Below are 26285 nucleotides of genomic sequence, written 5' to 3' on the forward strand. Positions count from 1 at the left end.
ACCCTTCTCCGAGTTTTGGGTGTGCCTTTAGCGACACACGCAAACTCCGCTTTAAATTTCAGAAACGAAAATATCGAGTAATCATGTTAAAGGGACCTTTCTCCCCGTGGCCTTCCTTTACCGAGGAAGAGGCTAACGCAGTACGTGACGTTCTGCTTTCCAACAAGGTGAATTATTGGACCGGTGAAGAGTGCCGGAAATTTGAGCGGGAGTTTGCTGCTTTTTCGGATTCTGAATACGCTATTGCCTTGGCGAACGGCACGGTGGCCCTGGATCTGGCATTGAAGGCGCTGGATATTGGTGAGGGCGATGAGGTGGTGGTTACTCCCCGAACCTTTTTGGCGTCGGCGTCCAGCATTGTGACTGTGGGAGCTGTGCCGGTGTTTGCAGATGTGGACCCGGATTCCCAAAACATCACCCCGGAAACCGTGCGCAAGGTCATAACGCCGCGCACCCGTGCCATTGTCTGTGTGCACCTGGCTGGTTGGCCCTGTGATATGGATGGTTTTATGGCCCTGGCGGGGGAGTTCGGACTATATGTGATTGAAGATTGTGCGCAGGCTCACGGTGCCATGTATAAGGGGCGATCTGTGGGTTCCCTTGGCCATGTGGGCTGTTGGTCCTTTTGTCAGGATAAAATCATGACCACCGGTGGGGAAGGTGGCATGGTGACCACCAATGACAAAACTTTGTGGTCGAAGATGTGGTCTTACAAGGATCACGGGAAGAGCTGGGATGTGGTGTATAAGCGTGATCATGAGCCCGGTTTCCGTTGGTTGCATGAGAGTTTCGGCACTAACTGGCGGATGACGGAGATGCAGGGGGTCATTGGGCGGATTCAGTTGAACCGGATGCCGGAGTGGTTTGCCCACCGGAAAGCCAACCAGAATGCGATCTGGGAGACGGCCCAGGAGTTGAAGGGGCTGCGGGTTCCGAAGTTTCAGGGGTTCTGTTCCGGGTGCGAGTGTAAACTCGATGTAACCACGGCTTGTGAGCATGCGGGCTATAAGTGTTATGTATTCGTGAAGCCAGAAGAGCTTCAGCCTGGATGGGACCGGGACCGGATTATTGAAGAGATGGTAGCGCGCGGGGTTCCCTGTTTCTATGGTTCCTGCTCGGAGGTGTATCTGGAGAAGGCATTTGATGGTACCGGTTTTCGGCCGGAGGAGCCTTTGCCAGTTGCTCGGGAATTGGGGGAGACTAGCCTGATGTTTCTCGTGCATCCCACTCTCAAGGACGAGGAGATTGTAAAAACTTGTCAGGTGTTGCGTGAAGTGATGGCGTTAGCAACGTAACAATCTGTCCTCATTGGCGAGTCTGTGACATGATTCACAAACGTTTAGAAGCGTCTGTATGTGCCTTGTGTGCAATTGAGATGGAACTCTGATGATTAATACCTTTCTGAATCTTCCCCGTTTTTATAAACGGGTTATTTCCATTGCCTCTGATGTGGTCGTGCTTACGCTCGCGCTTTGGGTTTCGTTTGGCCTGAGGTTTGTCGAGTTCTGGGTGCCGTCGTTGGATCATGTCATGGTGTTTATTGCCACTGTCGTCACCACAGTGGTGGTTTTCGGGCGCATGGGGTTGTACCGGGCAGTGGTACGCTTTCTCAACGACCGCGCTTTCATGACCATTGTGGGTTGCGTGGTTGCATCTTCGATTGCCTTGGTTGTCTACGGGTATTTCTTTCAGGTGCAGGTGCCTAGAACGGTGCCCGTAGTTTACGGAGCGTTAGCATTTATCTTTGTAGCGGGCTCCCGAATGGGGGTGCGGTTGCTGGTGCAGGCACCAGCACAGCGTAACAAGATTCGAGTGGCAATTATTGGCACCGGAGATACCGGGCGCCAGCTGGCTTCGGCGCTGTCCCATGGCACGGAATATCGACCAGTTCTGTTCATCACGGCTAATTCCGCCAATCACCGGGCAACCATTAACGGTGTCCCGGTGTTTGATATCCGACATATTCAGAAAGGCGTCGCCCGCTATGATGTAAACCGTGTGCTGCTCGCACTGGACGAAGATTCCCTGGGCGACCGTAGGGCAATCCTTGAGAAGCTTGAGCCGGTGAATGTGCCTGTGCAGACCGTCCCGAGTGTCTCGGAACTGGTGTCTGGTAAAGCCCGGATCAATGACATCAGGGATCTGGAGATTGAGGATTTGCTCGGCCGTGAGCCGGTGCGCCCGGATCCAAAGCTTGTGGAGTCAACCCTTCAGGGCAAGTCGGTGATGGTCACCGGTGCCGGCGGTTCTATTGGATCTGAGCTTTGCCGGCAAATTCTGCGACATAAGCCCAAGCGGCTGGTTCTGTTCGAACAGTCGGAATACGCCCTGTACGCTATTGAACGTGAGCTCAAATCCTCCAACACCGTGGGCGGTTACGGTGTTGAGTTGCACCCCATATTAGGCAGCGTGACTCATCGCCGGCGGTGTGAAGCGGTGATGAAGGCGTTTGATACCGATATCGTTTATCACGCCGCGGCTTACAAGCATGTACCTCTGGTTGAACACAACATCATCGAGGGTGTTCAGAATAACGTTTTCGGTACATGGCATGCAGCCGAAGCGGCTGTTGCTGCGGGTGTGGAGCGGTTTGTTCTGGTTTCCACCGACAAGGCGGTGCGCCCCACCAACGTAATGGGGGCCAGTAAGCGTTTGGCTGAACTGGTGTTGCAGGGCTTGGCCAAGCGTCAGACCGGTACGATTTTCTCCATGGTGCGTTTTGGCAATGTGCTGGGCTCCTCCGGTTCCGTGGTGCCCCTGTTCCGGGACCAGATTCGTGATGGCGGGCCGGTGACGGTTACCCACCCGGATATCATTCGCTACTTCATGACCATTCCTGAAGCCAGCCAGCTGGTACTCCAGGCGGGGGCCATGGGGCAGGGTGGTGAAGTGTTTGTGCTGGATATGGGTGAACCGGTGAAGATTGCCGATCTGGCGCGGAAGATGATTCGCCTGATGGGCCTGACGGAGAAAACCGAAGATAACCCAGTCGGGGATATCGAGATAACCTATACCGGCTTACGTCCCGGGGAAAAGTTGTTCGAGGAGCTGCTGATTGGGGATAACCCCCAGTGGACATCACATCCACGGGTTATGATGGCGCGGGAAGTTTCGCTGCAATGGGATGAAGTCTCCAAGTTGCTGGACCGGCTTGCCCTGGCTAGCCAGAACTTTGATTGTGAGCGGATTCTGGAGCTGATTGATTCTGCGCCGACCGGGTACACGCCGAATGGGGATTTGGCGGATCTGGTTTGGTGTCATCGGATCAAGAGTGTTGGTGGGAGTCGTGATGGGGGTGACGGTAAGATTCGGGTGATTTATTGACGTCTCAGTGGGCGCAGGCTTGAAGTTGGGGTCAGATGAAGGCTTTCATCTGACCCCTTTTTCTGAAAACCCCAGCGTTTTCATCTGACCCCTGAGTTGTGACCCCCACGTTCCTTAGTTACTAAATGAATCGCTTTTCATGACAAATTGATCTTTTAATGTGGTAGCCTCAACGCCGCGCGAGTTTGCAAAAGTCAGTAAAATTTGGTGACTTCTGCAAGGTCGAGCGGCGTTTTTGTTGATACCAAATTGGGTGCGGGACTTTGGCAACGTCGATATTGATTGGGTATTTTTTGCTGATCGCGGTGGCGAGCTGCGGGTTGACGTATGTCCTGCGTAAATGGGCATTGAGCCGGAAAGCCTTGGTTGATCCTTCTGAGCGCTGCTCACATACAGTGCCTACTCCTCACGGTGGCGGTATCGCAATTGGTGTTCTTGCGCTGGCGCTGACTGTTCCTTTCGCTGTTTCAAATTGGGTTCCGGATTTATCCATGGCCGCCATGCTGGCGCTGGGGCTCGTAATGTTGGTTGTCGGGGTTTGGGACGATTTTGGCGACTTACCCGCGAGGCTCAGGCTAGGGGTTCATCTGGTAGTGGTAATTCTGGGTATGTTATCTATACCCAGTTTGCCTGTCTTCTCTGTGCTTGGTTATGAAGTAGATAGTTCCTCCGCGTTTCTTCTTTGGCCGATTCTTGTGCTCGGTTGGGCCTGGCTGATCAATCTCTATAACTTCATGGATGGCATCGATGGGCTTGCTGCTGTGCAGGCGATTGTTGTCCTTGGAGGGATGGCGTTGAACTTTGCCATCTGGGGGCCGGAAGCCTGGATTTGGATTTGTTTATTTACCCTTGCGACGGTGTTGGGATTTGTGATTTGGAATTGGCCACCGGCCCGGATTTTTATGGGGGATGGTGGTAGCGGATTTCTGGGTTTCGCGCTTGGCTTTTTGATGTTGCTGTCAGCGTCTACCACCACAGTGAGTATGTGGAGCTGGATCATTCTCTTGACGCTGTTTATTTCGGACGCGACAACCACTTTGTTGGTAAGGCTCTTTACCGGCCAGAATGTGCTTCAGGCGCATCGTTTACACGCTTATCAAAAACTGGCCCAGCGTGCGGGGAGTCATTTGCCGGTGACATCCGGATATGGCCTAGTGATGTTGGTTGTGCTTTTGCCTGCCTCGATGTTGGCCAATGCGGTGCCGGGTTCCGGGCTTTTGGTGTTTGCGTTGCTGTTCAGTTTGTTTTCGTTTGTTGCCTTTAGGTTGGGTGCCGGGCGGCAACAGATTTGAGGCAGGGGTCAGAAGAATGCTTTCTTCTGACCCCGAGTTTGCGGCAGCCCCTGAGTAAGGCTTGAAAAAGGGGTCAGATGAACGCGTTCATCTGACCCCTTCTTTATGGCGGTTTCTTTAGACTCTCGAATATTGGAAAGTTATGCAGATCTACGACGTATTCAATGGCGATGCCGACGGCATCTGCGCCCTGATCCAGCTACGCTTGGCCGAGCCGGCTGAGAGCACTCTGATTACCGGAGTGAAGCGGGACATCGCCCTGGCCAAACAGATCCCGACTTTGAAGCCTGTGCAGGCGAATATCCTGGATATCAGTCTGGAGAAGAACCGCGAGGCAGTGGATGCACTGTTGGAGGCCGGTTCTTCGGTGTTTTATGTGGATCACCATTTTCCCGGCGATGAATTGCCGGATCATCCCGGATTCACGGCGCTCATTGATACCCAGCCCACAACGTGCACCAGTCTCCTGGTTGACCAGCACCTGAACGGGCGGTTTCATAATTGGGCCATTACTGCGGCGTTTGGCGATAACCTGAATGCGGTGGGTGAGCAGTTGGCCGTCGAGGCTGGTCTGAACGCTGAGCAGGCGGAATCCTTGAAAATGCTTGGCGTGTGCATCAACTACAACGGTTATGGCTCTTCTGTGGAAGACCTGCATTTCCATCCGGCTGACTTATATCGGGAATTTTTAAAGTTTGCCGACCCGCTGGAGCTGATTGCCTCCGAGCCTGTTGCCTGGCAAGAGCTTCGCGAGGGGTACAAGGCAGACATGGCCGAGGGCCTGGCCGCGCCAGTGTTGAAGGAGACCGCAACCTCTCTCGTGGTCATACTGCCCGACGAGGCCTGGGCCCGGCGGGTGAGTGGCGTGCTGGGTAATGAGTTGGCGAACCGCAATCCGGACAAGGCGTGCGCGATTGTGACTGAAAAGGCGGATGGCAGCTATCTGGTGAGCATTCGGGCACCGCTGAACAACCGCACGGGCGCGGATGAAGTGGCCCGGCAGTTCCCGACTGGCGGTGGTCGCAAGGCGGCGGCCGGGATCAATGCGTTGCCTGGTGAGCAGTTGGATGGCTTTCTTGATACAATGGCGGGATTTTGGGCGTGAAGTGGAACGGGGTCAGATGAAGGTTTTCATCAGACCCCAGTGCACGGGCCTGACCTTGCCCCAGGCAGGGGTCTGAAGAACTTGTTCTTCTGACCCCGAGTTACATTCGGGCACCAAAGCCGACGCCAGACGACGAATTTGAAAATGGGGTCAGATGAACTCTTTCATCTGGCCCCCTCTTAGAATCAGAACCCGAGTTAATTTCCAGGATCTGCAATGACCTTGACACCCCCCAGAAAAACCCACCTCAAGCAACTTGAAGCGGAATCGATTCACATCATTCGCGAGGTGGCTGCCGAGTTCGATAACCCGGTGATGCTGTATTCCATCGGCAAGGACTCCGCCGTCATGCTTCACCTGGCCATGAAAGCCTTCGCGCCGGGCAAGCCGCCGTTCCCGCTGATGCATGTGGACACCACCTGGAAGTTCCGGGAGATGATCGAGTTCCGGGACAAGATGGCCGAGAAGCTAGGGTTGAAGCTGATTGTTCATACCAATGAGGAAGGTGTGAAGCAGGGCATCGGCCCGTTTACCCACGGCAGCGCCAAGCACACCGACGTGATGAAAACCCAGGCCCTGAAGCAGGCGCTGGATAAGTACGGATTCGATGCCGCCTTTGGCGGCGCCCGCCGTGATGAAGAGAAGTCCCGGGCCAAGGAGCGGGTGTATTCTTTCCGTGACAAGTTCCATCGCTGGGATCCCAAGAACCAGCGCCCGGAGCTGTGGAATCTGTATAACGGCAAGGTGAACAAGGGTGAAAGCATCCGGGTGTTCCCGCTCTCTAACTGGACGGAGCTGGATATCTGGCAGTACATCTACCTTGAGAACATCGATATTGTCCCGCTGTATTTTGCGGCTGAGCGGCCGGTGGTTGAGCGCGATGGCACGTTGATCATGGTGGATGATGACCGCATGCCGCTGGAGCCCGGTGAAAAGCCGGAGATGAAGATGGTGCGGTTCCGGACCTTGGGCTGCTACCCGCTGACCGGTGCTGTGGAATCCGAGGCCGCGACCCTGCCGGATATCATCCAGGAGATGCTGCTGACCAAGACCTCCGAGCGGCAAGGGCGGGTTATTGACCATGACTCGGCGGCTTCTATGGAGCAGAAGAAGCGGGAAGGGTATTTCTAGGTAGCGCCCAGGGGTCTGAAGAACTTGTTCTTCTGACCCCGAGCTCAAGGCATGCTCCCGAGTTGAAATCATGAAAGTGGGGTCAGAAGAACAAGTTCTTCAGACCCCGCAGGGGCACAGACCCCGTGTTCACACCAGACATCCGAGTTGAAATTACAATGTCCCACGCATCCGAATTAATCGAATCCGATATCCTCCAGTATCTGGACCAGCACGAAAACAAGGACCTGCTCCGCTTCCTGACCTGCGGCAGCGTTGATGACGGCAAGTCCACCCTGATTGGCCGACTGCTGTTCGATTCCAAGCTGATTTTCGAAGACCACCTCGCCGCCCTGCACAAGGACAGCGAGCGCATGGGGAACGCCGGGGAGGCGCTGGATCTGGCGTTGTTGGTGGACGGCCTGGCTTCCGAGCGGGAGCAGGGCATTACCATCGATGTGGCCTACCGTTACTTCTCCACCGATAAGCGCAAGTTCATCATTGCCGATTGCCCGGGGCACGAGCAGTACACGCGCAACATGGCCACCGGTGCTTCTACCTGTGAGCTGGCGGTGGTGATGATTGATGCCCGGAAGGGCGTGCTGACCCAGTCTCGCCGGCACAGCTTTATTGTGAGCCTGCTGGGCCTGAAGCATGTGGTGGTGGCCATCAACAAGATGGATCTTGTGGATTTCAGTGAGGAGCGTTTTAACGAGATCCGGGCTGAATACCAGAAGTTAGCCGATCAGCTTGGGCTGAAGGATGTCTACTATGTGCCCATTTCGGCCCTGAACGGGGACAACGTGGTGAACCGGAGCGAGAACACGCCCTGGTACCACGGTGAAACCCTGATGAATATCCTGGAGCAGGTGGAGGTTCGGGAAGACCAGAACGTGACCGATTTCCGCCTGCCGGTGCAGTATGTGAATCGGCCGAACCTGGATTTCCGGGGGTACTGCGGCACCATCGCCAGCGGTGTGGTTCACAAGGGTGATGAAGTGGCAGTGTTGCCGTCCGGCAAGACCTCCAAAGTGGCTGGTATTCACACCTACGAAGGTGAGATTGAACGCGCCTGGCCCGGTGATGCGGTGACGATCACCCTGGAAGATGAGGTGGATATCTCTCGCGGCGATCTTTTGGTGCACGCCAACAGCCAGCCGGCGCTCGGAAATCGTTTCGCCGCCCACATCGTGTGGATGAACGAAAACGCTTTGGTGCCGGGCCGTGAGTATGGCATCAAGATTGGTACCAAGGTTACCAACTGCTACGTGAACAAGGTGCTTGAGGAAGTGGATGTGAATACCCTCGAGCGCAATGCCAATGTTGATCGTGGCCTGGAACTCAACGCCATTGGCCTGTGTGACGTTGAGTTGGCGGAGTCCGTGGTGGTGGAGGATTACCAGCATCACTTTGGAACCGGGAACTTCATCCTCATCGACAAGATGACCAATGTGACGGTGGCCGCCGGTATGGTGGAGCGCGCGCTGGATAGTTCGGGTGAGGCTCCGAAGCGGGAATATACTGAGGCTGAGCGGAATCTGAACAAGTTTATTCGGGAGAATTATCCCGAGTGGGGATGTAAGGCCATCTAAATCCCTCTTTGGGCAACAGGAGCCCCCCTCCATTCGGCATTGGCTGGGTGGGGCGGGGCGTTTTTAGTGTGTGGGCAGTGGTTGAAATGGCGTCAAGACATTCCGCAAGACAAGTAGTGGTTGCAGTAACCGGGGCGACTGGTTTTATTGGCCGCTTTCTTGTCCAGTCCCTCGTTGAATCTGGCTTTCAGGTCAGAGCCCTTGCGAGGAGTGCCTGCCGCGGAGTGGACAGTTACGGGTACGGTGATTTGGCAGACAGCCCGAACTGGAACGATGCGCTCTCGGGTGTCGATGCGGTTATACATTGTGCCGCCGTGGCCCATCAGCCCCTGAATGAAGATCCGTCCTTGACTGACCGGATTTATAGGGTAAATCGGGATGCGGTCCGTTCTTTGGCCGATGCGTGTGTTAAACAGGAGGTTCGAAGGCTCATCTTCCTGAGTAGTGTGAAGGTCTACGGGGAAAGTTCGCCTCCTGGCGAACCTTTCCGGGAAACAGATCCGCCCTCGCCAAAAGATGACTACGGGCTCAGCAAAGCCCAGGCAGAGGAACTCCTGCGTGGCTTTGCGGGGAGTGAGCTTGAAATCTGCGCCCTCCGATTGCCCCTCGTGTATGGTCCGGGAAACAAGGCTAATTTCAGAAAGTTGCAGAAGCTTGCGACGTCATCGCTCCCTTTACCCCTCGCGAGCGTGCGTAACCGCAGGAGCTTCCTTGCACTGGTCAATCTGGCCGCTGTGATTAAAGCCCTTCTGGACATGAAGTCCTGGCCATTTTTCGAGTTGAATGTTGCAGACCAACAGGCGGTCTCGGTTTCCCAGCTGATCACCTATTTGGCGGAAGCCAACGGCGAGCGCGCCTGGCTGTTTCCTTGTCCGGTGTCACTTCTGCTGTTTATCGGCCGAATCATTGGGGCTGAGGGCACTATTGAGAAGCTCACGGGAGACATGGAAATTAGTGTGAACCTTTTGAAACAAGCAGTTCCGGAGCTGCGGCTGTTGTCCACCGAACAGGCTGTGAAATCAGGCACTTTCCCCGCCAATTCCATCGAAGGCAGGGGCTTCTAGGCGATGCGCGTACTGCAGTTCTATCGCACCTATCTGCCAGAAACCCATGGTGGGGTTGAGGAGGCTATTCACCAGATCTGTCTGGCGACCGGCAAATTAGGTGTAGAGCAGCGGGTGCTGACTCTTGCCAATGTGCCGGAGGTAGAGACACTGGACCTGCCCGAGGGAAAGGTGATTCGGGTGCCAGTCCAGATTGAGCCAGCCTCGTGTTCCATGGGGGCGGGAGCTTTTCGGGCGTATCGGGAGCACGCGGCCTGGGCAGATCTGATCCATATTCATTACCCGTGGCCTTTCGCGGATCTTGTGCATCTTTTGTCCGGGTGTAACAAGCCGGTAGTGGTGACCTATCATTCGGACATTATTCGTCAGACGGCCCTGGAGAAGCTTTATGCGCCTTTGCGTTGGCTGTTCTTCAGGAAGGTTTCCAGGTTCGTCGCGACATCGCCGAAGTACGTTGAAACCAGTCAGCTGCTTCGCAAGCTGCACAAGCCCGTCGATGTCATTCCACTTGGCCTCGCGCCCGAGAGTTACGAGCGGCCCAGCCAGGGGGCGCTGGAGACTGTCGAGCGGGAACATGGGGATGGGTTCTTCTTGTTCATTGGTGTACTGCGCTACTACAAAGGGCTGCGTTACCTGGTAGAAGCTGCAGCACGTACTGGCCTGAAGGTGGTTATTGCCGGTCATGGCCCGGAAGAGGCGGCATTGAAACGGCAAGCTCGGGAGCAAGGTGCAGACAGCGTCCACTTTGCAGGGTTCGTCAGCAACGACGTCAAACAAGCGCTGATGGCGCGCGCCAAGGCGATAGTGTTTCCCTCCTGCGAGCGTTCCGAGGCATTCGGTGTGACCCTGTTGGAAGGGCAGATGCACGGGTTACCGCTCATCACCTGCGACATCGGAACGGGTACCTCCTATGTCAATCAACATGGGCAAACCGGTTTAGTGGTTCCGCCTTGCGATGTGTCTGCACTTGCGGAGGCCATGAGACAGATCAACGAAGCCCCCGAACTCGCGCGTAAGATGGGGGCGGCTGGTCGGGCACGTTTCACTAATGAATTTTCGGGGGAGTTGGTCGGGAAGCGATACCTGAGAGTTTACCGTCAATTGCTGGGTAAGGCCGTGCCGGAAGAATAATCCGGCTAACGTCCCGGCAAAGCAACGAAGGCCTTGGAGCAAGCACGATGTCTTCTGATTTTTACAAAGCATTCGAGGATCGGTTCAGGGGAGAACGATCAGATATCAAGCAGCGCCTGACCGTTTATCTACCTTTTATCACGCCTCTTCTGCGGCTTGATCCAGAAAGCCTGGCGGTGGATCTCGGCTGTGGCCGTGGTGAATGGCTGGAGTTATTGCTTGAGAACGGGTTTCAGGCGCAGGGGGTTGACCTTGACAGAGGGATGCTCAAGGACTGTGAAGTAAGGGGCTTGCCAGTGCTCAAGCAAGACGCCCTGGAGTTTCTGAAGAGTCAGGACGACTCGAGTGTAGCGGTGGTATCGGGTTTCCACGTGGCTGAGCATGTTCCTTTTCCATATTTGCAGGAGCTGATAAACGAGGCGTTTAGAGTTCTTCGGCCGGGGGGCGTTTTGATTCTGGAAACACCGAACCCGGAAAACGTCACTGTGGGCTCACATAAATTTTATATGGATCCGACCCACCGGCAGCCGATCCCAGGGGAGCTTCTGAAGTTTGTTGCTGATCATTGCGGTTTCGCCCGTTCAAGAATCCTCCGCCTCAATGAACCGAAATCAGATGGTGTTAACGAGGATCTGCGCCTGATCGACGTTCTCGAGGGCGTGAGTCCGGACTATGCCGTCGTGGCCCAGAAAAAAGCGCCTGTGAATGAAATGGTTGCTTTCGATATGCCCTTTGCCATGGAGACCGGCATGTCCCTCGATGGGGCTGCCAATCGATATGATGACGAGCTCCGGAACCGGTTAGAGGCGGTATCGCAAGGGCTGGACAAGATGCGAGAGCAATGTGTCTCTAAAACTGAGCATTTGGCGAAGATTGCTCAATTGGAAAAACGGATCGGCGAATTAGAAGCCGCCAGGAGCGCTTCTTTTCTTAAGTCACTACTCCGTCCCGTTGCACGGTGGGTCATTGGGAAGGCGCTGACTGCTGGCTGGAAAAGAAAGGCTTTTGAGAGAGCTTTGGCGAGATTTCCGGTGTTACGAGGACACATTCTGGCGTTTGCGCGGAATCAGAACTTACCCGGAGCATGGCTCCCGCAAGGCCTGGCACCGCTGGATGAGCTTGGGCTGGATCACTCTGTAACACCGGGATTAAGCGAGATGTCCGAGTCAGAAAGATTCTTTTACGCGGAATCGATCCACGGACAGGACCGCTCTAAAAACAAGAAAGGCCTTTGAGTTATGCGATTGTTGATTGATGCATCCGGTCTCCAGCGCGAGTTAGCGGCTTCGCCTGAGGAAAAAACCAGGTTATTGGCTGAGCTGGAACGTTTGCTTCATAGCCTTGTGGACGAGGATGTGCGGATTGCGCTGAGAGGGGATTTTCCGGGAGAGGCAATTCAAATCAGGAGGACCGTTTCGTCCGGCATCGATGCCAGTAAAGTCGTGACTTGCGCTATACCAGCGAACATTTGCCCAGAGACCTCCGATCGGTGGTACCGCGGATTTCTGGGCTACCTCAGAGCCGATCTTGTCGTTGATTTCGAGACAATGAGAGCGGTCTCGTCTGCTGATTTACAGGGTAAATTGAGCGAACTCACCGAACGCAGAGTTCAGCCCGCCTCGGCCAGAAAAATTGCTTTCGTGTCGCCTCTTCCACCCTCCCGAACAGGAATAGCAGACTACAGTGCGGAACTTTTGCGGGAATTGTGCGACCGCTTTTCCGTAGACGTTGTTGTCGATCAGGAGGAAGTGTCTGACCCGTTTGTCGGTCAGCATTGTACGGTGCGCTCCCCACGGTGGCTGATCGACCATCAGCAGGACTATGATGGCATTGTTTACCACATAGGTAATTCCGCGTTCCATGCCTACCAAATGCCCCTGATCAGGCGAGCGCCGGGGATCGTTGTTCTACACGATTTTTTCCTGGGCGATTTACAGTTTGCCCGGGAGAGGGCAGAGCCCTCGATACCGTTTCTGTTACGTGCGATATACCGCTCCGACGGCTACCGAGCTCTGGTGGGTAAGAGTGAGAGCAGATCTGCAGAGCTTATCCGCGATTATCCTGCCAATTACGATGTCGCGCGTTATTCCAAAGGACTGGTCGTTCACTCGGATTTTTCTCGCCAACTTTTAAAAAGGCAGTATCCGGCGATTGATCAGAAAACGATCCACGTTATTCCTCATCTTCGTCAACCTGAGTTGAAGAGATCCCGAAGCGAGGCTCGTGCGCGCCTCGGTCTTTCAGATGGCGATTTTCTTACATGTACCTTTGGTGTGGTCGGTCCGAACAAGCTTGCCCTTGAGTTACTTGAGGCATGGCAAGCGTCGAGGTTATCCGAAAGGCCCGGGTCAAAACTTGCTTTCGTCGGAGAGGCCGGGGGGCGTTACGGAGATGATCTGAGAAGACGAATCGATACGGGGGTTGTCCCGGAAAATGCCTGGATTACCGGCTGGGCCGAGACTGAACTCTTCCACGATTATCTGGCGGCCGCTGATCTTGCGGTTCAGTTGCGGGCCAATTCCCGGGGTGAGACCTCCGGTACGATTCTGGACTGCATGAACTATTCCGTGCCGACAATTGTGAATGCCAATGGCTCAATGTCCGAGCTGCCGTCCGAGAGTGTCTATATGCTCAGGGACAAGTTCGAAAAGGCTGAGTTGGTAGAAGCTCTCGATGCGATAGTTCTGCGGCCGGAACTGGCGCAGCGTCTGTCCGAGCGTGGGCGACAGGCGATCCTCGAGCTTTACTGCCCGAGACTTTGTGCGGAAAAATACGCGTCTGTGATAGCCGCCTCAGTCGAAGATGGACAGTCCACGCCAAATGAAATAGTTCAAAATGCTATCTCTTCAGAAAAAGCGCAAGGCAATGAGGAGAGTGCCAGAGAAATATTCAGGGCGGCTGCTTTAACTTTTGGTGGCACTCAAATACAGAGAACCGTTCATGTGGACGTCACGGCGACGGCGGCAACAGATCTTAAAACCGGGATCGAACGTGTTGCGCGGGCTCTCTTGCGGGAGATGGCTCTACACGGCAGAGAGGGTATTCGTGTAGAGGCAGTCGCTTTGCGCAGAACCTCCGGCGGTTGGCGTTATTGTTATGCACGGAGGTTCATGAGTGAGCTGCTCGGAATAACCGGTCTCGATCTCGACGATTCTCCAATTGAGCCAGCCTCTGGAGACTGTCTGGTAGCGCTTGATGTTGCAGGGCAACCTGTCATTGAGGCACAGCGTCAGGGTGTTTTTGAAACTCTCAGGGCACACGGGGTGCATGTTAGTTTCCTCGTTCACGATATCCTCCCTCTGATGCAGCCGGAGGTGTTCCCGCCGGGGGCAGAGGAAGGATTCAGGCAATGGCTTGATGCCGTGGGAGAGTCGTCCGACCAGATCATCGGTGTGACCAAAACGGTTTCTGATAACGTCCGGAACTGGATGATTCGGGAAAAGCCCGGAAAATATCCTTTACCTGAGTTTTTCTGGTCACACCATGGGGCAGATTTTTCGGCCTCAGCATTTGATAGCGAAACCTCCGCCAGTGAGTTGTTTCAGTTTCCGGCTCAGTCGACAGCTCCGGTATTTCTTATGGTGGGGACTATTGAGCCCCGCAAGCGGTATGACCTGGCTTTGGATCTGTTCGATGAGTTATGGGAGAGCGGGGAACAACCGATACTGGTTATCGTTGGCAAGGAAGGTTGGCAGGATCAGCCTGATGACAGGAGGCGCAATATTCCTTCTCTCGTGGAACGTCTCAGGAACCATCCGCAACAGGGTAAGCGATTGTTCTGGTTTAACGGCATTGGGGACGAGGCGTTGAGCGAGCTATACCGGCGCGCGAGCGCGCTCCTGGCGCTCTCCGACGATGAGGGTTTTGGGCTTCCCCTTATTGAGGCCTCACAAAGGCAGCTGCCTGTGATTGCGCGGGATATCGATGTTTTCAGAGAGGTCGCTGGTGATGGCGCGTGGTTCCTGGGTGGCGCCTCAAAGCTGGGCGAGCCCGCAGAAACCGACATCTTGGCGATGTCGTCACAGTTGAGAGATTGGTTGGCTCTCTATGTCCGAAATGAGCATCCTGACCCCCGAACCGTGCGTTGGAAGACATGGCAGGAGTCTGCGGAATGCCTGTTGTCGATTGTACTGAATGAGAAGAAGGTATGAGTTCTCGCCTATTGATTGGCCTTGATTCGTTGGCCGCACCTCGAACTGGAATCGGCTATTACACTGAGCATTTGATTTCCGAGTTGATGGCCAGTGAACGTGAATACCGAATTGAGGGAGTCTTTCAAGGTCGACTGCTTGACGCCCAGGCGATGTCGGCCCTGATCGATCAACCTGAATCTATCGGACCGTCCGGGAATCCGGATGAGGGCGGCGGGAATTCACTGAAAAGAAGGCTCATAAGCGGTCTGAAGCCAGTGATCAGGTCTATCCCGGGAGCGTATCAGGCGCGGCAATACGTAAGGAATGTGCGATTTCGCCGAGGCCTGGGTGGTATAGAAAACTGTCTGTACCACGAACCGAATTACATTCCGCTCGAAATACCATGCCCCACGGTTCTGACGGTCCACGATATGTCCCATCTCCGACATCCGGAATACCACCCGCGTGAGAGGGTGGCTTACCTGGACAAGTATCTTCCGGGAGCCGTGAGAAGTGCCAGCCACATAATTACAGTCAGCGAGTTCACCCGCCGCGAGCTCTGTCATTTTTTTCCAGAGGCAGAAGGCAAGACCACCGCGATTCACTTGGGCGTTGACGACATTTTCCGGACTAGAGGTGCCGCGGAAACCAAACAGGTGCTCGCCGATTGGGGGCTGGAGCATGGCGGCTACATATTCTCCGCCGCGACACTTGAGCCTCGCAAAAATCTGGCGGGCCTGGTTCGGGCATACAGCTCTCTGCCGTCAGCTTTGAAAAGGGCCTTTCCACTGGTATTGGCCGGCGGCGAAGGGTGGAAAAACCACGAACTTAAATCTTTGCTGGCGCGCCAGGATAATAAGGACCACCGGATTATTCTGACGGGCCGGCTGCCACGGAGCTCTTTGGCCACACTGATGTCTGGTGCACGGTTATTCGTTTACCCTTCTTTTTACGAGGGGTTCGGGCTGCCAATTGCCGAGGCACGTGCGTCCGGGGTCCCAGTAATGACCAGTGATAGAGGGGCCACAAAAGAGGTCGCGGGGAAAGATGCGTTGCTGATTGATCCAGAAGATTTTGGCGATGCCCTTCAAGAAGCGTTGGATTCAGAGATTCGGCCTGTTGAAGTGTATCGCTACTCCTGGGCTGACACCGCGAGAAAGACAGCAGAAATTTATCGGCGTGTCTTTGCCGGTAAAGCATAAATTTAACTGGAGGTGGCGGTTGGATAATGGGTCATCTCCGAACGGATCAACCCTATTGCCGCACTATAAGGGTGGAGTAGTTTGTGACTGTTAAAAAGCGAATCGTTATACACATTGGTACCGAGAAAACGGGCACGACGACGTTGCAGAAAAATCTTCTGGACAATGTCGCTCAGTTGAAGTCCCAGGGCGTTCTCTACTTACACGGCGATGACCTGATCAATAGCCGGGATATTGCCGCGGCCATGCTCCCGGATTCGCAGGAGGACGACTATCTTAATTCTTTGGGAATAGGGAAAAATGCCGAAGGCCGAGGCCGATTTCGCGAAAAAATCTATGACAAGCTCAAACGGGACATCGAGCAAGCTGGAGATAAAATTCATACGATTATTATCTCCAGTGAACACTTCCATTCACGGTTAAGGGACGAGTCTTCGGTCCGGAACCTTAAAAAGTGGTTGGAGCCATTCTCCGATCAATTTACGGTTTTTTGTTATCTGCGTCGCCAGGTAGATATGGTCACATCGTTTTATTCGACTCTCCTTAAGGGGGGAGGCATTAAATCTTTTGACGATGTGATGGACACTATGCTGAGAGAGGATAACCATTACTGCAACTATCAGGTGATGCTGGAGAAGTGGGCCAATGTCTTTTCCGAACCCTCTATGCGAGTAAAGCGGTTCGACCGGTCAGAACTACTGAACGGTAATATCATCGATGATTTTCTCTCAGATATTGGCGTCGACAAAAATTGCATTGAGCACAGTACCGATTCGGTGAACGAGTCCCTCACCCATTTCGGCCAATTCATCTTGAGAGAGATGAATTTAATGGATAAGGCAAGAGCTGATCGCAGCGGGAAAGTTGAGGGTTTGTTGTCACGGATCCTGCGACTTCTGAGAGTGAGGGCCACGAGGTCGAGGCTTGAGACGCTCACTCTGGACAGAGATCGCAAACGAATTCGTAAGCAAGTGATCGATGCGTTCCGTGGCAAGGGACAGCAGCCGACAGCCGACGAGGCAGCGATGTATCAATCCCGTTTTGATGAATCCAATGAAGCGGTCAGGAAACTTTGGTTTCCTGAGGATCCCTTCCTGTTCTCGAGCGATTTCAAGGACGATACCGGTCGCCAGCTGTCCGAGGAGCAGGAAAGTGCCCTGTCCTATGCGATCAGTTACTTCCAGTTTGGTGGACAGGGTGCGTCAGAATTTACGAAATACGATGACTGTGTCGAGGCGTTGAAAGAGGCTTCACACTTGATGGAAGAACGGGATCTTGTAAAAGCGCGAAAAGTTTTGACCGTGGCAAAAGCGATTCGTCCGGGGGGGCCTGCTATAAATCAGAGATTGGCGGCCATAGATCAGTTAATCCGGAAGGCGAAATAGGATTGATCCAATGAGTTCCTGAAACTGGATCTGAAAAGCTCCTGAAATTTTCAGCGATTGGAAGTCGCGCTGATTAAATATGGTAAGGGTATTTCGTGTCTGAAAAAGTGGTGTTTTTACACATAGGCCTGGACAAAACTGGCAGTACGGCCATCCAGCAGAGCTGTGCACTCCTGAGTGAGGAACTATTGGGGTATGGGTATTACTGGATACCGACAAAGCAGGTCCACCATGGCTTTGTAAGCCGCGCTGTCAAGCAAGGTGACAAGGAGGTTCTGAACGATTTAAGAAGGACGATTAGTACTTCTGACGCGAAGTGCCATTTGCTTAGCTTTGAGGGGTTTTATCGCTACGGGCAGCCTCACATCGAGACTTTACTGTCGGTATTTAAAGGGTTTTCGGTTCAGGTAATCATCTATCTCAGACAGCGTCCAGACAAGATGAGCTCAGGACTTGGTCAGCGACTGAAGTTCGAAAGCGGAGCCAACCTGGCTCTGGTTAAAGACCTTTACCAAAAACAAAATTATCACAATATTTTCAAGCCCGAGGTTTTCGATTATCGATCCATCGTCAAACGATGGGAGGACGGTCTCGCCGGTTTTGAAAACAGCCGGGTACACATAGGTATCTATGAAAAAGAATCTCTTCGGCGCGGAGATCTTCTGGTCGATTTCTATACAAAGATAGGCTTCAAAGATTCTGAAATTGATCATTTGCTTTCAAACTACGAGGCAAGAAGGTCGGGAGAAGGACAGGTTAACCCCAGCTTGTCATTGGCAGCCCAGGATATGATGGCGCTTTGCTCTATGCTGACCAACGATATCGTGAAGCTCAGAAAAGTTAAGGCGTTGATACAGGAATCTGATAACAAAGAAGAAAAAAATCAGTCCAGAGTTCCCGAAGAGTTCTTGAGAGAAATGGACGAGAGGTTCAAGGCCGATGATGAGGCTTTGGCGCAACAATACTTTGCGCGCGATCAACTCTTTTTGGGCAAGACGAAATTCAGACATGCAGAGGCCTCGGAAAAAACCTTTTTCCATATAGGTAACCACCTGTTGTCCAATGCCGATCGATTCGAAGATCTCTCGGACGATAAAACAGGTCTCGACAGCTATGTTGAAACCTTGAGGCGGTCAGCTTTGCTACTGGAAAAAGTGGACCTTAAGCAGGCCTTGGGGCTTATGAAGCTGGCGGCCGAAATCAGACCTGATGGTCCATTTATCAAGGGTAAGATCAGAGAGTATCAAGATAGAATTGAGAAAAATGTTAATAGATAAATGTGATGGAGTGGTCCACGCCTTCTAGCTACGCCAAGAGACATGTGGCGTCTCGACGATTAAAAAACTACTGAAGGTGGACTGTTCAGGTTCTGGCTGGAATAACACAGATGAAGGGCTACTTCCATCAATGGTATTCCCCCAAATAATTGGACACGACCCATCAGTTAGCGCTCTTGAACAGCAGGTAGAGCAATAGTCTCTTTGAGCAGCTCGTTTGTGTCTGATATCAAGTTAAGTGCGTTGTTGAAGCATTGCTTCTCAAGGCTGTTTTCGATCTTGAACAAGTTTATGACGAGAGCAATGGCTTTCGCTGAGTTGTCATTATCTGCTGACGACCCAAGCACCTTATTCCATCCGTGACCTATAGGTTCAATGCACCATTTCCCCCAGTGGGCGCAGATCACCTCCCTCGAAGTTCCAACCATGAGGTTCTGCTGGTTTTTGGGTAGGGAGATCTTTATCGGGAGCCGCTTTACAGTTTTCCGGAGCAGAGGCAGGTTGTTCTCGAATTGAGACACGGCCTCTTGGTCGGGGAAGGCCAGTTTCAGGTGCTTCAAGGTGTCTTCGTTGATCCTGTCCCAAATGAGTTTTTTGGATCTGTTATAGGAAGACCAGAGCGACGGTGGCACTTTGACCTCCGCAAGCGATAACCGGAAATTCTTGTCGTGGTCCGGAGTGGGATCGGTAAAATTAAGACCGGTAATATCCAGAACGTGAACGTGGAATTCATTGATAACAGTTGTCGTGATTAATGGTGGCGATGGAAGTTTACTCGGGGCGGATTTGAGTAGAGTTTCTTCGTGTCTGGCTTCCTGGGTTTTGTTTTTATTGAAAACTTTGACAAGAAAGCAGGTGTTGGTGACTTTCGATTGAGTTGTAAAGAAAAAGATGTTGTTCAGCCCCGAGTCAATCCATTTTAGGCCTTCCTGTGTATCCACTGTTTCATCCAGTTCTTTAATACATTCTTTTAGTTGTACCCGAACTTCATGTTCCGGCTGGAGAAATTGATAGATTTGATGGTTTTTTGATGGGGAATTGGCAAGTGCCTGATTATGAAAAAGCAAGGCTGTCAGTCTCTGGCGGTTTCTGTTAATAAAAAGAAACTTGTTTGCCGCTTGCTGCGCCTGGTTGAGTATTTGCCGGCCGAGGATCATGGAAAGAAGTATTGTTAATATACTTTCCGGCAAGGTGAAGAACGCATAGTCAAGTATGATCGTAGCAAATATGAAGAAAAAGCCAGCCGTCGAGCTTGTGTTAATAGTGGCAGGCATTCTCGAGAGGATGGCTTCTCTATTACCGGGCATAGAGATCCATAAGGTGATGATTAATAAGGTAGTCGAAAAAAGTACCGTAAGAACAACATAGAAGACCTCCGGATATAGAAAGAATAAAGGTAAGGCTGCGAGGAGGCAGAAGCAGATATTTCCCGCGATCTCAACGTAGCTCCTGTACGCTTTTCTGATTAAGTCATGTTGTCCTTCAAAAAGTACGAGTTTGCGATTACGGGATTCGAGTTTTTCCGCTCCTCGAGTGGTCACTTTATCAATGATCTTATTTGCGAACTGATAGAAGACATAAGCTGCAATAGAGAACGTGGCGAGCGTGATTATCAGCTGATCTTTTTCCATCGAGATAGGTAAGAGTCGAAGGAAACGTGGAGTCCCATTGGAGGCCATCAGCATGACGATTTTAAGTGGCAGCAGGAACGATGCTATGAATGCTATCTGGGCAGTCAGAGCCAGTACGGTACCTAGCAGCGTCTCGACAAAGTTGACTTGCAGATACTTTGCACCAAAAAGTAAAGGCCACGGTAACGACCGCGACACTGCCTTGCTGATATTGGGTTTGGCCTGCCGTTTCTTTTGCTTCATGGGTCCCTTTTATAATGTTCGGGTATATACGTGGCGTCTTCGGAGCAGTGTTGGCCCCGCGTGGGGAGTGCCAGGCTGCTTTATTGGGGAGCGGTCGCGTGATGTACCTTTGCAGTAACAGGCGTGCCAGTGACATCGGTGAAATCAGAACAGCACTACAGCCCCGAGCCCGATTTTTCTGATATATTACGCCCCAGCCTAATCTTATGCATTTCAAAGGATCTAGTTTTGAGCAATAACATTGTCTGGCACGACCATAAAGTCACCCGTGCTGAGCGCGCTGAGCCCAAGAATCAGAGACCCTGTCTGTTGTGGTTCACAGGGCTCAGTGGGTCTGGAAAGTCTACCATAGCCAATGCTCTCGATGTCGCCCTCTATCAGCGCGGCTACCATACGTTTTTGTTGGATGGGGACAATGTTCGCCACGGCTTGAACCGTGATCTGGGTTTCTCCGATTCGGACCGGGTGGAAAACATTCGGAGAGTTGGCGAGGTGAGTAAGCTCTTCGCTGATGCTGGGCTTATTGTGCTCAGCGCTTTTATTTCTCCTTTTGCCAGTGATCGTCGTTTGGTTCGTAATCTTTTTCCGGACGGAGAGTTCATCGAGGTTTTCATGAATACTCCGATTGAGACGTGCGAGAAGCGTGATCCCAAAGGGCTTTACCAAAAAGCCCGGGCCGGCCAGATCAAGGATTTCACAGGTATCGACTCGCCTTACGAGGTTCCTGAGCGTCCGGAGGTAATTCTGGACACTTCTGTCCAAAGCGTTGATGCCTGTATAGACCAACTCATCGGATACCTCCAGGACCGGAAGCTGATTCTGGACAAAAAAGGCTAGGGGAGGCTCCCGATGGAATGGGAGGCAGTTTTTACCCTGGTAATCCTTGGGGCAGTCCTCGCTGCGCTTGTTTTTACGCGAGTTTCAGCCGATCTAACGCTGATGGCAGCTTTGGCCCTTTTGGTGATTTCAGGCGTTCTGACTCCGGTCTCGGCGTTGGCTGGTTTTGCGAATCCCGGGGTTATAACGATTGCTACCCTTTATATCGTAGCTTCCGGGTTGAAGGAAACGGGCGCAGTCCAGTGGATCGCACGGAAGTTGTTGGGACACCCCGGGTCTACCAGGGGGGCCCAGCTCAGGATGGTCGCGCCCACTGGAATTCTGAGTGCTTTCATGAATAACACCGCGGTGGTGGCGATGTTCATCCCGGCTATTCAGGACTGGGCCCAGCGCCTGCAAATCCCGGCTTCAAAGCTTCTTCTTCCGCTCAGTTACGCAGCAATTCTCGGCGGTACCTGCACCCTGATCGGTACGAGTACCAACCTGGTTGTAGATGGGATGCTACAGAGCCGGTTGGGCATTAATCTGGGGCTTTTTGAGCTCGCGTGGGTGGGTATACCGTTGCTGGTGCTCGGTGGTGCGTTCCTGGTTTTGTTTGGCTCGCGTCTGTTACCTGACCGAGGGGGCCTGGACGAGGAGCTCGAGGCGGTCAGGGAATACGGGGTTGAAGTTGAGGTGGCGAGCCCGGGGCCTTTGGTGGGTAAGACGATTGCTGAGGCCGGTTTACGTGCATTGAACTATGGGTATCTGACCGAAATTGACCGACAGGGCCGCTTGATTACGGCCGTTGAACCTGATCGAACCCTTCAAGCTGGAGACAAGCTTTATTTTGTCGGTGCGCCGGAATGTGCGAGCGAGCTTCGCCGTATTCATGGTTTGAATCCCGCCAGTGGCAATGTGCATAAGCTCGACATAGCGAATCATCAGCGTTGCCTTGTCGAGGTGGTGCTCGGGCCTGAGTTTCCTGCGCTCAATAAGACGGTACGGGACAGTCGGTTCCGAAGCCGTTTCAATGCGGTCATCCTCTCAGTTTCGCGTGAAGGTCGCAGGGTAGCTGGTAAGCTCGGTGATATTGAGTTCAAGATGGGAGATACGCTTCTCCTCGAGGCAAGCCATGAGTTTGCCGAGCAGTATAAGTTCCGTCGGGACTTTTTGCTGGTTAGCGCGTTGAATGATTCGACCCCCCCTGATTTTCGAAAGGCACCGCTTGCTTTGGGAATTCTGGTGCTGATGGTATTGGCCAGTGCCAGTGGTTTATTGAGTATCATGGAAGCTGCTTTTATGGCCGCCGGTGGGATGATCGTGTCGCGTTGTATCACAGCTAGTCGGGCCCGGCGCAGTGTGGATTTGCCTGTGCTGGTGGTGATTGCAGCATCGTTTGCGCTCGGTAACGCGATGTCGCAAACCGGCGCGGCGGCGGCCATTGTCGGAACCTTGCTTGGCAACGGTGACGGTTTCTCGCCCTGGGTGGCGTTGGTCATGATTTATGTGCTCACGGCATTCTTCACTGAAGTAATCACCAACAATGCTGCTGCGGTACTGATGTTTCCGATCGCCCTGGCGCTCTCTGAGCATTTGGGCGTGAGTTTCCTGCCTTTCGCTGTAGCCGTCATGTTCGCTGCCTCGGCAAGTTTCATCACGCCGCTTGGGTACCAGACTAATCTTATGGTGTACGGCCCTGGGCGGTATCGTTTTACGGATTATATGCGGATTGGTCTCCCTTTGAGTCTGTTGGTTGGTGCTATTTCGATTACGCTCATACCTGTATTTTGGCCATTTTGAACTCGAAGTTGGGGTCAGAAGAAAGCTTTCTTCTGACCCCGCGTTCGTCTTGACAACAAGGATTGTTGGAAATGATTGAAATTAAACATCATGGGGCTACATCTGGTGTTACCGGCTCTTGTCATGAATTGAGTTTGAAGGTGGGGTCAGATGAAAAACGCTCGCGTTTCTCATCTGACCCCGTTTTCATTTCTACTTCCGCGCCTGAGCCATGCGGCGGCGGCATCCTGATAGACTGTGGGCTTTTTCAGGGGCAGGACCAGGGTAGAGAGGCCTCCGCTGTCGATCTCACCATTGATTTCCCCATCGACCATATCCGCGCTCTCGTTGTGACTCATGTCCACATCGACCATGTAGGCCGGATTCCCTATCTGCTGGCCGCCGGGTACGAAGGCCCGATTATCTGCTCTGAGCCCTCCGCCATTATGCTGCCCGAGATTCTCGAGGATGCCCTGAAAATTGGCTTTACCCGGGATCGGCGGTTAATTGAGCGTGTGTTGGGTGTAATTCGGGAACGGCTGGTGCCTTTACCTTATGGGAGGTGGCATTCGGTGATTGACGGAGTGGAAAGTTCGCTGTCAGTGCGTTTTCAGAGGGCCGGACACATCCTTGGCTCGGCTTACGTCGAGTGTGATGCCCGGATTGGGAATGCTCGTGAGCGGATTGTTTTCTCGGGTGATCTCGGAGCTCCGCATTCACCGCTTTTGCCTGAACCAGAATCGCCGGAGCGGGCGGACCGTTTGGTTATCGAGAGCACCTATGGAGATCGCGATCACGAGGATCGGGAGACTCGGAGGAATCGTTTGAAGGGGGTGCTGCAGAGAGCGCTTGCTGACGGTGGGACGGTTCTGATTCCGGCTTTCAGTATTGGACGGACGCAGGAGTTGTTGTATGAGATTGAGGGGATTATTGCCGGGGAATTGGCGGATGTAAAAAAGGGGGCAGATGAAAAGCGCGAGCGTTTTTCATCTGACCCCGACTTAGCGGCTGACTCCGAGATCCGGCATCAACCCCAATTCGACTGGGAGTCACTGGAGATCGTTGTTGATTCCCCTCTGGCCGCAAATTTCACGCGCATATACCGGGATCTGAAACCCTTTTGGGACGCTGAAGCCTGGGAACTCGTGAAGCTGGGCCGTCACCCGCTTTCCTTTGATCAGATGTCGGTAATCGATTCCCATGAGGATCACTTGAAAGCTGTTTCCTATCTCGCGAAGTCGCATCGTCCGTGCGTTGTGTTGGCAGGGTCCGGAATGTGTGCCGGTGGCCGGGTGGTTAACTACCTTAAAGCAATGCTTGAGGACAAGCGCCATGATGTGCTCTTCGTTGGCTATCAGGCGTCCGGAACGCCTGGCCGCGATATTCTCAGATACGGCCCGCGGGGCGGTTGGGTTGAGCTGGATGGGGAACGATATAATATCCGCGCTCGTGTGCATCAGGTTGGTGGTTATTCCGCACACGCGGGGCAGGGCGATTTATTGCGGTTTGTTAAAGGGATTCCCATAGCACCTCGCGAGATACGGGTGGTGCATGGGGATTCTCAGGCGAAGAACGCATTTAAGAGTTTATTAGAGGGCCATGGCTTCTCTGGAGTCCTTATCCCCTGAGCTAGAAACGAAAATGGGGTCAGAAGAAAGTTTTCTTCTGACCCCGTCTTAATGGTTTAAAGGTTTATCTATGTTGCATCCAGTTATTCTTGCCGGTGGCACCGGCTCTCGACTTTGGCCCCTATCCAGGCAGTTGAATCCCAAGCAGTTCCTGGCTCTGGTCGATCGGGACCAGTCGATGCTCCAGGCCACATTGGGCCGACTCAGCGGGGTAAAGGCTTCTGACCCAACAATCATCTGCAACGATGAACACCGTTTTTTGGCGGCAGAGCAGATGCGCCAGGCAGGATGTAATGAGGCTCGGATCATTCTGGAGCCGGTAGGACGTAATACCGCACCGGCGATAGCGCTTGCTGCATTGGAAGCGACCGCCGGAGGTCAGGACCCGGTTCTCTTGGTTTTGGCCGCGGATCATTTGATCGCTGATGTTGGTGCCTTTCAGCAGCAAGTGGCGGTAGCGCTTCCCCGGGCGGAACAGGGCAAGTTGATTACCTTTGGAATCGTGCCGACGAGCCCTGAAACCGGTTATGGCTATATTCAGCGGGGCTCTGACGCTGCTGAGGGTGCGTATGAAGTGTCCCGGTTTGTGGAAAAGCCGGATTTGGCGACAGCCGAGCGGTACGTGGCTTCTGAGGAATATCTCTGGAACAGTGGAATGTTCATGTTCCGAGCGAGCCGTTATCTCGAGGAGTTGGGAAAGTTCCGCCCCGATATCCTGGAAGCCTGTCGCGCAGCTATGGTGGCCACAGCGAAAGATATGGACTTTGTGCGAGTCGATGTTGATGCCTTTGAGGCTTGCCCGGAGGATTCTGTTGACTACGCCGTCATGGAGCAAACAAAAGACGCTGTGGTTGTTCCTCTGGATGCCGGATGGAGCGATATTGGCTCCTGGTCGTCTCTGTGGTCTGTGAGCGACAGGGATGCTGAGGGAAATGCGTTATCCGGAGATGTTATCGCTGAGGAGACAGAAGATACGCTGGTGCGAGCTGATAATCGGCTTGTTGCCACGCTTGGGGTGAGGGACCTTGTCGTGGTGGAAACCAAGGATGCCGTGCTCGTGGCGCATAAAGATAAAGTCCAGAACGTCAAGAAAGTTGTGGAGCGCCTGAAGTCAGATGCCCGTCATGAGCACATCAATCATCGGGAGGTCTATCGTCCCTGGGGGATATACGACTCGATTGATAACGGCCACCGTTACCAGGTCAAGAGAATTACGGTGAAACCCGGGCAGAAATTGTCTTTGCAGATGCATCATCATCGTGCAGAACACTGGATTGTGGTGAGTGGTACGGCAAAAGTGACGAACGGCGAGAAGTCCTATCTGGTGACAGAGAACCAGTCCACCTATATTCCTATCGGGCAGGTCCATACACTGGAAAATCCCGGCGTGATCAATCTTGAATTGATTGAGGTCCAGTCAGGGTCGTATTTGGGCGAGGATGATATCGTTCGATTTGAGGATAGGTACGGACGGGAATGAATTAAGCGTCCACCCTCCGAAAGTTCCGGTCTTTTGTTGAAAGCGAGCCCGATGCTTCCCGAAGCGACTACCGTCGAAGATTTTGACTTC

At 53.2% G+C, this 26285-nt stretch carries 18 protein-coding genes; 17 read left to right on the forward strand and 1 reads right to left on the reverse strand.

Annotated elements, in window-relative coordinates; all coding sequences use genetic code 11:
* Nucleotides 1-83: 83 nt before the first annotated feature.
* The 13 genes from MD273_RS05215 to MD273_RS05275 all read left to right on the forward strand — a co-directional run bounded on the left by MD273_RS05215 (nt 84) and on the right by MD273_RS05275 (nt 18615).
* Complete coding sequence (locus MD273_RS05215; protein ID WP_239036702.1) at nt 84-1295, forward strand: DegT/DnrJ/EryC1/StrS family aminotransferase; 1212 nt, start codon at nt 84-86, stop codon at nt 1293-1295.
* Between the two features lie 91 nt (nt 1296-1386).
* Entirely contained in the window at nt 1387-3324 is a 1938-nt protein-coding gene (locus MD273_RS05220) for a polysaccharide biosynthesis protein (protein ID WP_239036703.1), read from the forward strand.
* A 263-nt stretch (nt 3325-3587) separates the two neighbouring features.
* Complete coding sequence (locus tag MD273_RS05225) at nt 3588-4616, forward strand: MraY family glycosyltransferase (RefSeq protein ID WP_239036704.1); 1029 nt, start codon at nt 3588-3590, stop codon at nt 4614-4616.
* Nucleotides 4617-4758: 142 nt separating this feature from the next.
* The gene (locus MD273_RS05230) at nt 4759-5721 is read left to right on the forward strand and encodes a DHH family phosphoesterase (protein ID WP_239036705.1); all 963 of its coding nucleotides are present in this window, start codon (nt 4759-4761) and stop codon (nt 5719-5721) included.
* Between the two features lie 216 nt (nt 5722-5937).
* Entirely contained in the window at nt 5938-6852 is a 915-nt protein-coding gene (cysD, locus tag MD273_RS05235) for a sulfate adenylyltransferase subunit CysD (RefSeq protein ID WP_239036706.1), read from the forward strand.
* A gap of 158 nt (nt 6853-7010) precedes the next feature.
* Nucleotides 7011-8423, forward strand: a complete 1413-nt coding sequence (cysN, locus tag MD273_RS05240) for a sulfate adenylyltransferase subunit CysN (RefSeq protein WP_239036707.1) — start codon at nt 7011-7013, stop codon at nt 8421-8423.
* Between the two features lie 86 nt (nt 8424-8509).
* Complete coding sequence (locus MD273_RS05245; protein ID WP_239036708.1) at nt 8510-9487, forward strand: NAD-dependent epimerase/dehydratase family protein; 978 nt, start codon at nt 8510-8512, stop codon at nt 9485-9487.
* Nucleotides 9488-9490: 3 nt separating this feature from the next.
* Nucleotides 9491-10618 (forward strand): glycosyltransferase, encoded by a 1128-nt coding sequence (locus MD273_RS05250; protein WP_239036709.1) that lies wholly within the window; start codon nt 9491-9493, stop codon nt 10616-10618.
* Nucleotides 10619-10665: 47 nt separating this feature from the next.
* Entirely contained in the window at nt 10666-11853 is a 1188-nt protein-coding gene (locus tag MD273_RS05255) for a class I SAM-dependent methyltransferase (RefSeq protein WP_239036710.1), read from the forward strand.
* 3 nt (nt 11854-11856) lie between these two features.
* A complete protein-coding gene (locus tag MD273_RS05260; RefSeq protein WP_239036711.1) occupies nt 11857-14769 on the forward strand; it encodes a glycosyltransferase in 2913 nt (970 codons plus the stop codon).
* Entirely contained in the window at nt 14766-15953 is a 1188-nt protein-coding gene (locus tag MD273_RS05265) for a glycosyltransferase family 4 protein (RefSeq protein WP_239036712.1), read from the forward strand. Before MD273_RS05260 ends, MD273_RS05265 begins: the two co-directional genes overlap by 4 nt.
* An 83-nt stretch (nt 15954-16036) precedes the next feature.
* Nucleotides 16037-17338 (forward strand): hypothetical protein, encoded by a 1302-nt coding sequence (locus tag MD273_RS05270; protein WP_239036713.1) that lies wholly within the window; start codon nt 16037-16039, stop codon nt 17336-17338.
* 95 nt (nt 17339-17433) lie between these two features.
* The gene (locus tag MD273_RS05275; protein WP_239036714.1) at nt 17434-18615 is read left to right on the forward strand and encodes a hypothetical protein; all 1182 of its coding nucleotides are present in this window, start codon (nt 17434-17436) and stop codon (nt 18613-18615) included.
* Nucleotides 18616-18782: 167 nt separating this feature from the next.
* On the opposite strand, the gene MD273_RS05280 is transcribed toward MD273_RS05275, so the two are convergent.
* A complete protein-coding gene (locus MD273_RS05280) occupies nt 18783-20489 on the reverse strand; it encodes a hypothetical protein (protein WP_239036715.1) in 1707 nt (568 codons plus the stop codon).
* Nucleotides 20490-20717: 228 nt separating this feature from the next.
* Between MD273_RS05280 and cysC the strand changes: the two genes are divergently transcribed.
* The 4 genes from cysC (at nt 20718) to MD273_RS05300 (ending at nt 26195) form a co-directional block, all read left to right on the forward strand.
* Nucleotides 20718-21326 carry an adenylyl-sulfate kinase gene (cysC, locus tag MD273_RS05285; RefSeq protein ID WP_239036716.1) on the forward strand — a complete coding sequence of 203 codons (609 nt, stop codon included), beginning with the start codon at nt 20718-20720 and terminating at the stop codon, nt 21324-21326.
* A gap of 12 nt (nt 21327-21338) precedes the next feature.
* Complete coding sequence (locus MD273_RS05290; protein WP_239036717.1) at nt 21339-23108, forward strand: SLC13 family permease; 1770 nt, start codon at nt 21339-21341, stop codon at nt 23106-23108.
* Between the two features lie 71 nt (nt 23109-23179).
* On the forward strand, nt 23180-24715 hold the full coding sequence (locus MD273_RS05295) for an MBL fold metallo-hydrolase RNA specificity domain-containing protein (protein WP_239036718.1): 1536 nt from the start codon (nt 23180-23182) through the stop codon (nt 24713-24715).
* A gap of 70 nt (nt 24716-24785) precedes the next feature.
* Nucleotides 24786-26195 (forward strand): mannose-1-phosphate guanylyltransferase/mannose-6-phosphate isomerase, encoded by a 1410-nt coding sequence (locus MD273_RS05300; RefSeq protein WP_239036719.1) that lies wholly within the window; start codon nt 24786-24788, stop codon nt 26193-26195.
* Nucleotides 26196-26285 lie beyond the last annotated feature (90 nt).

Origin of the sequence: Marinobacter sp. C7 (assembly GCF_022343555.1) — a bacterium.
Classification (GTDB): domain Bacteria; phylum Pseudomonadota; class Gammaproteobacteria; order Pseudomonadales; family Oleiphilaceae; genus Marinobacter.